Genomic DNA, 6157 nt, shown 5'->3' on the forward strand with positions numbered 1-6157 from the left:
ACGTCACCGGCACCGTGCCGGTCGCCCGCCTGGTGCCGCCGCCGGCGACGCCGCTGCCGGCCACGCCCGCCCCGACGCCGCCCGCCGGGGGTGCCGAGGACGGCGGGTCCATCGAGGCGTGGCCCGAGACCCTGCCGGCGGCGCTCGCCAGCAAGCCGCTGGTCGCCGGCGTCGCCTCGCGCAATCCGGCGGCCGCCTACGAGATCGCCATGCGCTACGCCGAGGGGCGCGGCGTGACGGCCGACATCGCCGCCGCCCTGCCGTGGTTCCAGCGTGCCGCCGCGGCCGGCCTCGCGCCCGCCCAGTTCCGGCTCGGCAGCCTCTACGAGAAGGGCAACGGCGTGAAGAAGGACCTCGCCGAGGCGCGGCGCTGGTACCTCGCCGCGGCCGAGCGCGGCAACGCCAATGCGATGCACAACATCGCCGTGCTCTACGCCGAAGGCATCGACGGCAAGCCCGACTTCCCGACCGCCGTGCAGTGGTTCACCAAGGCGGCCCGCCACGGCGTCGCCGACAGTCAGTACAACCTGGCGATCCTCCACGCCCGCGGCATCGGCACCGAGCAGAACCTCGCCGAGGCCTACAAGTGGTTCGCGATCGCCGCCCAGAAGGGCGACAAGGACGCCGCCAAGAAGCGCGACGACCTCGGCGCGCGGCTCGATCAGCAGAGCCTGACCGCCGCGCGCCTCGCCGCCCAGAGCTTCGTGCCGCTGGTCGCGCCGGAGGATGCCATGACGGTGCCGCCGCCGCCCGGCGGCTGGGAGGACGCGTCCTCCGGCCGCGGCCGCGCCAAGCCGAAGAGCCGCATCCCGATGGAGCAGGCCGCGCGGCTGTGACGATGTCCCAGGCGGCATGTGCGCCGTGATGGGCGCGCAGGTCACGGCCGGCGACCTGCGGCCGCCGTCGCGCCGATTTCACTTTCCGTTTGCGGAGCGAGCCTGTAGGGCTTCGCGACAGCGTGGTTTTCCGCGCCGCGACGTCGTGACGACCCTCGACCCCTGACCGGCATGCGTCCCCGGACCAGGCCGCGGATCCGAGCCCGTGGAAATCTATCTCCCGATCGCCGACCTGCCGGTGAACGTGTTCCTCGTCTTCGCGATGGGGACCGCGGTCGGGTTCATCTCGGGCATGTTCGGGATCGGCGGCGGCTTCCTGATGACGCCGCTCTTGATCTTCATCGGCGTGTCGCCGGCCGTCGCGGTGGCGACCGTGTCGAGCCACATCGCCGCCTCCTCGTTCTCGGGCGCGCTCAATTACTGGCGGCGCCGCGCCATCGATCTCGCGCTCGCCTTCATGCTGCTGATCGGCGGCCTGATCGGCACCGCGGTCGGGGTGTGGCTGTTCACGCTGCTGCGCGCCATCGGCCAGCTCGACCTCGTCATCGCGCTCTCCTACGTCGTGCTCCTGTCGTCGGTCGGCAGCCTGATGGTGGCCGAGAGCGTGCAGGCGATCATCCGGCTGCAGCGCGACAAGAACACGGTGCCGGCCCGTCATCCCGGCGGCCACACCTGGCTGCACGGTCTGCCGCTGAAAGTGCGGTTCAAGCAGTCGCGGCTCTACGTGTCGGTGATCCCGGTGTGGATCATCGGCTTCGTGATGGGCTTCCTCGGCGCCATCATGGGCATCGGCGGCGGCTTCATCCTGGTGCCGGCTCTGATCTACATCCTGCACGTGCCGACCAGCGTGGTGATCGGCACCTCGATGGTGCTCACCCTCGTCACCATGGCGAGCGCGACCATCATGCACTCGGCGACCAACCATCTGGTCGACGCGCTGCTCGCCCTGCTCCTGATGGTCGGCGGCGTGATCGGCGCCCAGTTCGGGGCGCAGGCCGGGCAGAAGATGCGCTCCGAGCGGCTGCGGCTGATGCTCGGCCTCCTGGTGCTCGCGGTCGGTCTGCGCTTCGCCGTCAACCTGTTCATCGTGCCGGGCGAGCTGTTCTCGTTCCGGCTGATGGAGGGCGGCCGATGAGACGCGCGCCGCTCCTCCTCGCCGCGCTGATCGCCGTGCTGGCGGGCGTGGCGTCGACGACCGTCGGCGCGGGCGCGGCCGAGCGGCTCGTCACCTCGCTGTCGACCCACCGGGTGCTGATCAACTCGGTGTTCACGGGCGCCGAGGTGGTGCTGTTCGGCGCCGTGGAGAGCGACGGCGCGGCGCCGCCGCGGCGCGGTGGCTACGACGTGATCGCCACCGTGGTCGGGCCGCCCCAGACTCTCAAGACGCTGAAGAAGGACCGTCTGCTCGGTATCTGGATCAACGCCGATTCGCGCACCTTCATCGGCGTGCCGGCCTATCTGGCCGTGCTCGGCACGCGGCCGTTCGACCGCTTCGTGCCGCCCGACCGGCTGCGCCGGCTGCAGATCGGGCTCACCAACCTGGTGCTGCCGCAGCAGATCGGCCCCGACATCGCCGACGTCGTCGCCGACGATCCGTTCCGCCAGGCGTTCCTGCGGCTGAAGACCGAGCGCAAGCTCTACATCGAGGATCCGACCGCCGTCACGATGCTGTCGCCGACCCTGTTCCAGGCGTCGATCCCGCTGCCGGCGGAGGCGCCGGTCGGCATCTACGAGGTCGACGTGAAGCTGTTCCACGACGGCGTGCTGGTGGCGCGCTCGACCTCGGCCTTCGAGATCGCCAAGGTCGGCTTCGAGCGCTTCGTCGCCACCGCGGCGGTCGACAACGGCCTCCTCTACGGCATCGTCACCGCCATGATGGCGCTCCTGACCGGCTGGCTCGCCTCGGTGGTGTTCCGGCGGGATTGAGCGGGCGCTCTCCGCGTGGGGGAAGGCCTCGTGTCCCGGGCGCGGCGCATTGCGCCGCGAACCGGGACCCAGGGCGATCAGGCGAGGTGGCTGCCGTGCGGCCCCTGGGCCCCGGCTCTGCGGCGCATCAGGCCTGCGGCCTGCTGCGCCTTGTCCGGGGCACGCGGCCGAGCATCGAGGCTGGGCCGAAGCCCGGCCGTGACGCGCTCGGGTGTTTGGTGGCGGACCTACTCCACCAGGCCCTTCTTCACCAGCCAGTCCTGGATCAGGTCGGCGACCTGGCCGTTGTTCTTGTCCATCATGAGCATGTGCGAATTGCCCTTGATGCCGACCTTGGGCAGGTCGACGACGTCGACGCTGCCGCCCGCCGCCTTGATCGCGTCGCCGAAGGACACGTCCTTGGCCCGCATGGTCGGCCAGCGCGAGTCCTGCTCGATGTAGTCGCCGAACACCATCAGGGTCGGCACGTTCTTCAGGGCCGCCGCCTTGGCCGGGTCGCCCGGCACGGCCGGCTCGACGGCCACCAGCGCCTTGACCTTGTCCGGATGCTCCTGGGCGATCCGGAAGGCGAAGCCGCCGGCCTGGCTGTGGAACAGGATCACGCAGGGGCAGACCTTCTGCACCAGCTCGGTGTAGGCGGCGACGATCGCCTTGTCGCTGTCGAGCCAGCGCGGCACGTTCTGGCGGACGAAGTTGTCGTAGGCCTCGACCGGGAACTGGCTGCCGGGCAGCGTCTTCAGCTTGGCCGGATCGGGGTTCCAGGAGCCCGGGCCGGCGCCGATGCGGAACCGCTCGAAGGCGTTGGCGCGGGTGAGGAACACGGGCGAGCTCGGCCAGATGTCGGGGCTCGGATAGCCGGAGCGGCCGCGCTCGACCGCGTCGGAGACGTAGACGTCCCAGCCCTTGCGCACGAACATGTTGAGCCAGCCGTCGCGGCCGTCCGGCGTCGTCTCGTAGGTCACGCCGGTGAGCCCGCCGCCGTGCCACATGAGGAGCGGATACTTGCCCTTGCGGGTGGCCGGGAAGAAGTACTGCACGTACATCTGCTCGACCTGATAGGGGCCGTTCGGGTCCATCTTGGCGGGCGTGCCGCCGGCCGCGAACACCACCTCGCGCACCGGCTTGCCGGTGACCTCGACGATGCGGCCGCCGATGTGGAACGAGCCCATGTCGCGCAGCGCGATCGGCTCCTTCTTGGCGGCGGGGTTGGGCAGCACCGGGCCGGTCGGGGCTGGGACGGCGGCGGGCGTGGTCTGGGCGTGCGCGGACGCGCCGAGAAGGCCGAGCGCGAGCCCGGCCAGCAGCAGTGTTTTCATTTGTTGAAGACTCCCGGAAGTGACGACGTCCGGGATGGTAGACGGCCCGGTCGGCACCGCAAGGCGTCGTGCCGCGTGTGCCCGGGGGGCGACACGCAACACGACGTGATGCGGGCTCACCCTTTCGCGCGGGCCTGGTCGGCGAGCGTCTTCAGCACCGCGCGGAGCTGCGCTGCCGTCGTGATGCGCTCGGGGAAGGCCACGCGGCGGGTGAGGTCGCCGGCGGCGAGATCCAGGCCGTCGGGGTCGAGGCCCGTCACCTTCCAGGCACCGGCTGGCGCGCCGGCCAGCACGGTGGCGTAGAGCGCCACGGCCTCGGCGTGGTCCTGGTTCATGTGGGCGATCGCGCTCTCCTCGGCGGCCAGCAGCTCCTCGGCGCCGGCGAGATTGCTCAGCACGTCCTCGGGCGCGAGATCCGCGGCGCGGGCGAAGCCGCCGTTGAGGTGGAAGGCGGCGACGATCATGCGCCAGGTCGAGAAGTCGGGCAGGGCGGCGTAGAGCTCGGCCTTGGGATGGTGCGACAGGAAGCGGCGCCTCAGCGCCGGGTCGTCGTCGCGCACCAGGCTGCCCAGGACGGTGAGCCGCGGATGGGCGAGCGGGTCGCCCTTGCCGGTCGCGGCGAGCAGGATCGAGGCGCGGCCGTCGCGCTCCAGGTTGGCGGTGTGGGTGGCGAGCCGCGACAGCAGCAGCACGGGCGATCCGTCCGCCGCGGTCGCCACGTTGACGAGCGAACCGAATGGGTGGCCGGTGTGGCGGTCGTTGGTCGAGAGGGTGCCGGCGCGGGTCGCCCGCAGCAGCTGCCGGGCCCCCGCGACAGGATCGAAGTCCTCGGGAAGCTTGGCGTTTTCCGGGATGCGCCCGGGCATCGTGCCGGGCCGGGGAGGCGGAATGTCGGTCACGGAGGGTCTCCTGGTCGAGCCCCGACTGTCGGATGCCGGAACGACGAAATAAAGCCCGGAGCGATCCCGGTATGGCGAAATCGCTCGCAAATCACTAGACTCCGGCCCGGAACGCGCAGCTCGGACCCGCTCCCGCACCGACGGGAGGGGTCACATTTCGGCCCAGCTTTGCGGGCTTCAAGGCCCGAAGAGTTTGCCCGACAACGGGAAATGAGGCCCATGCCGACCATCGCGCTCGTCGACGACGACCGGAACATCCTCACCTCGATTTCCATCGCGCTCGAGGCCGAAGGGTATCGGATCATGACCTACACGGACGGCGCTTCGGCGCTGGACGGGTTCAAGACCTCGATGCCGGATCTCGCGATCCTGGACATCAAGATGCCCCGCATGGACGGCATGGAGACGCTGCGCCGGCTGCGCCAGAAGTCCGACGTGCCCGTCATCTTCCTCACCTCCAAGGACGAGGAGATCGACGAGTTGTTCGGCCTCAAGATGGGGGCTGACGACTTCATCCGGAAGCCGTTCTCGCAGCGGCTCCTGGTCGAGCGGGTCAAGGCGGTGCTGCGCCGGGCGATCCCCAAGGACGGTGCCGCCCCGAAGGAGACCGACTCGGCCAAGGTGCTGGAGCGCGGCCTGCTCCGCATGGATCCGGAGCGCCACACCTGCACCTGGAAGGGCGAGCCCGTGACCCTCACGGTCACCGAGTTCCTGATCCTGCAGGCGCTGGCCCAGCGGCCCGGCGTGGTGAAGAGCCGCAACGCCCTGATGGACGCGGCCTACGACGACCAAGTCTATGTCGACGACCGCACCATCGACAGCCACATCAAGCGGCTGCGCAAGAAGTTCAAGCAGACCGACGACGACTTCGACATGATCGAGACCTTGTACGGCGTCGGCTATCGGTTCAAGGAATAGCCACGGTTCGACCGGCCGGGCGGAGCGGCACGCCCGCCGAGCGGTCCCGCGTGCGTCGATGACGTCCGTCGGGACGACCGATCCGTGAGACGTCCCGAGAATCGTTCCGAGACCCGCGAGGCGCAGCGCCCGTGCTCGACCGAATTGCCGACCGCGACCGCGTGAACCGCGACAACGCTCACCCCGGCGCCGCCGACGATCGCTCGGCAGTGCCGGCCGAGGGGCCGCTCGCCGTCCCGCCCGCGGGTGCGCCGCGGCGCCG

At 70.6% G+C, this 6157-nt stretch carries 6 protein-coding genes; 4 read left to right on the top strand and 2 right to left on the bottom strand.

The window, feature by feature from the left end; translation table 11 throughout:
- The 3 genes from CCR97_RS32075 to CCR97_RS13185 form a co-directional block, all read left to right on the top strand.
- The coding region (locus CCR97_RS32075; RefSeq protein WP_201159552.1) for a tetratricopeptide repeat protein at positions 1-836 on the top strand (836 nt) is incomplete at its 5' end.
- A 205-nt stretch (positions 837-1041) separates the two neighbouring features.
- Complete coding sequence (locus CCR97_RS13180) at positions 1042-1971, top strand: sulfite exporter TauE/SafE family protein (RefSeq protein ID WP_111358583.1); 930 nt, start codon at positions 1042-1044, stop codon at positions 1969-1971.
- On the top strand, positions 1968-2762 hold the full coding sequence (locus CCR97_RS13185) for a TIGR02186 family protein (protein ID WP_111358582.1): 795 nt from the start codon (positions 1968-1970) through the stop codon (positions 2760-2762). Before CCR97_RS13180 ends, CCR97_RS13185 begins: the two co-directional genes overlap by 4 nt.
- A gap of 227 nt (positions 2763-2989) precedes the next feature.
- Here CCR97_RS13185 and CCR97_RS13190 read toward each other — a convergent pair whose 3' ends face one another.
- Positions 2990-4078 carry an alpha/beta hydrolase gene (locus CCR97_RS13190; RefSeq protein ID WP_244670433.1) on the bottom strand — a complete coding sequence of 363 codons (1089 nt, stop codon included), beginning with the start codon at positions 4076-4078 and terminating at the stop codon, positions 2990-2992.
- Positions 4079-4194: 116 nt separating this feature from the next.
- A complete protein-coding gene (locus tag CCR97_RS13195) occupies positions 4195-4977 on the bottom strand; it encodes a HugZ family pyridoxamine 5'-phosphate oxidase (RefSeq protein WP_245429027.1) in 783 nt (260 codons plus the stop codon).
- A gap of 219 nt (positions 4978-5196) precedes the next feature.
- Between CCR97_RS13195 and CCR97_RS13200 the strand changes: the two genes are divergently transcribed.
- The gene (locus tag CCR97_RS13200; RefSeq protein ID WP_111358581.1) at positions 5197-5895 is read left to right on the top strand and encodes a response regulator transcription factor; all 699 of its coding nucleotides are present in this window, start codon (positions 5197-5199) and stop codon (positions 5893-5895) included.
- Positions 5896-6157: the final 262 nt, after the last annotated feature.

It is taken from the genome of Rhodoplanes elegans (genome assembly GCF_016653355.1).
In the GTDB taxonomy this organism is placed as follows: Bacteria; Pseudomonadota; Alphaproteobacteria; order Rhizobiales; family Xanthobacteraceae; genus Rhodoplanes; species Rhodoplanes elegans.

Bases quoted from the DNA above. Each gene is read 5' to 3' on its own strand.
- CCR97_RS13185 (WP_111358582.1), top strand. From the start codon at position 1,968: ATGAGACGCGCGCCGCTCCTCCTCGCCGCGCTGATCGCCGTGCTGGCG.
- CCR97_RS13200 (WP_111358581.1), top strand. From the start codon at position 5,197: ATGCCGACCATCGCGCTCGTCGACGACGACCGGAACATCCTCACCTCG.
- CCR97_RS13190 (WP_244670433.1), bottom strand. From the start codon at position 4,078: ATGAAAACACTGCTGCTGGCCGGGCTCGCGCTCGGCCTTCTCGGCGCG.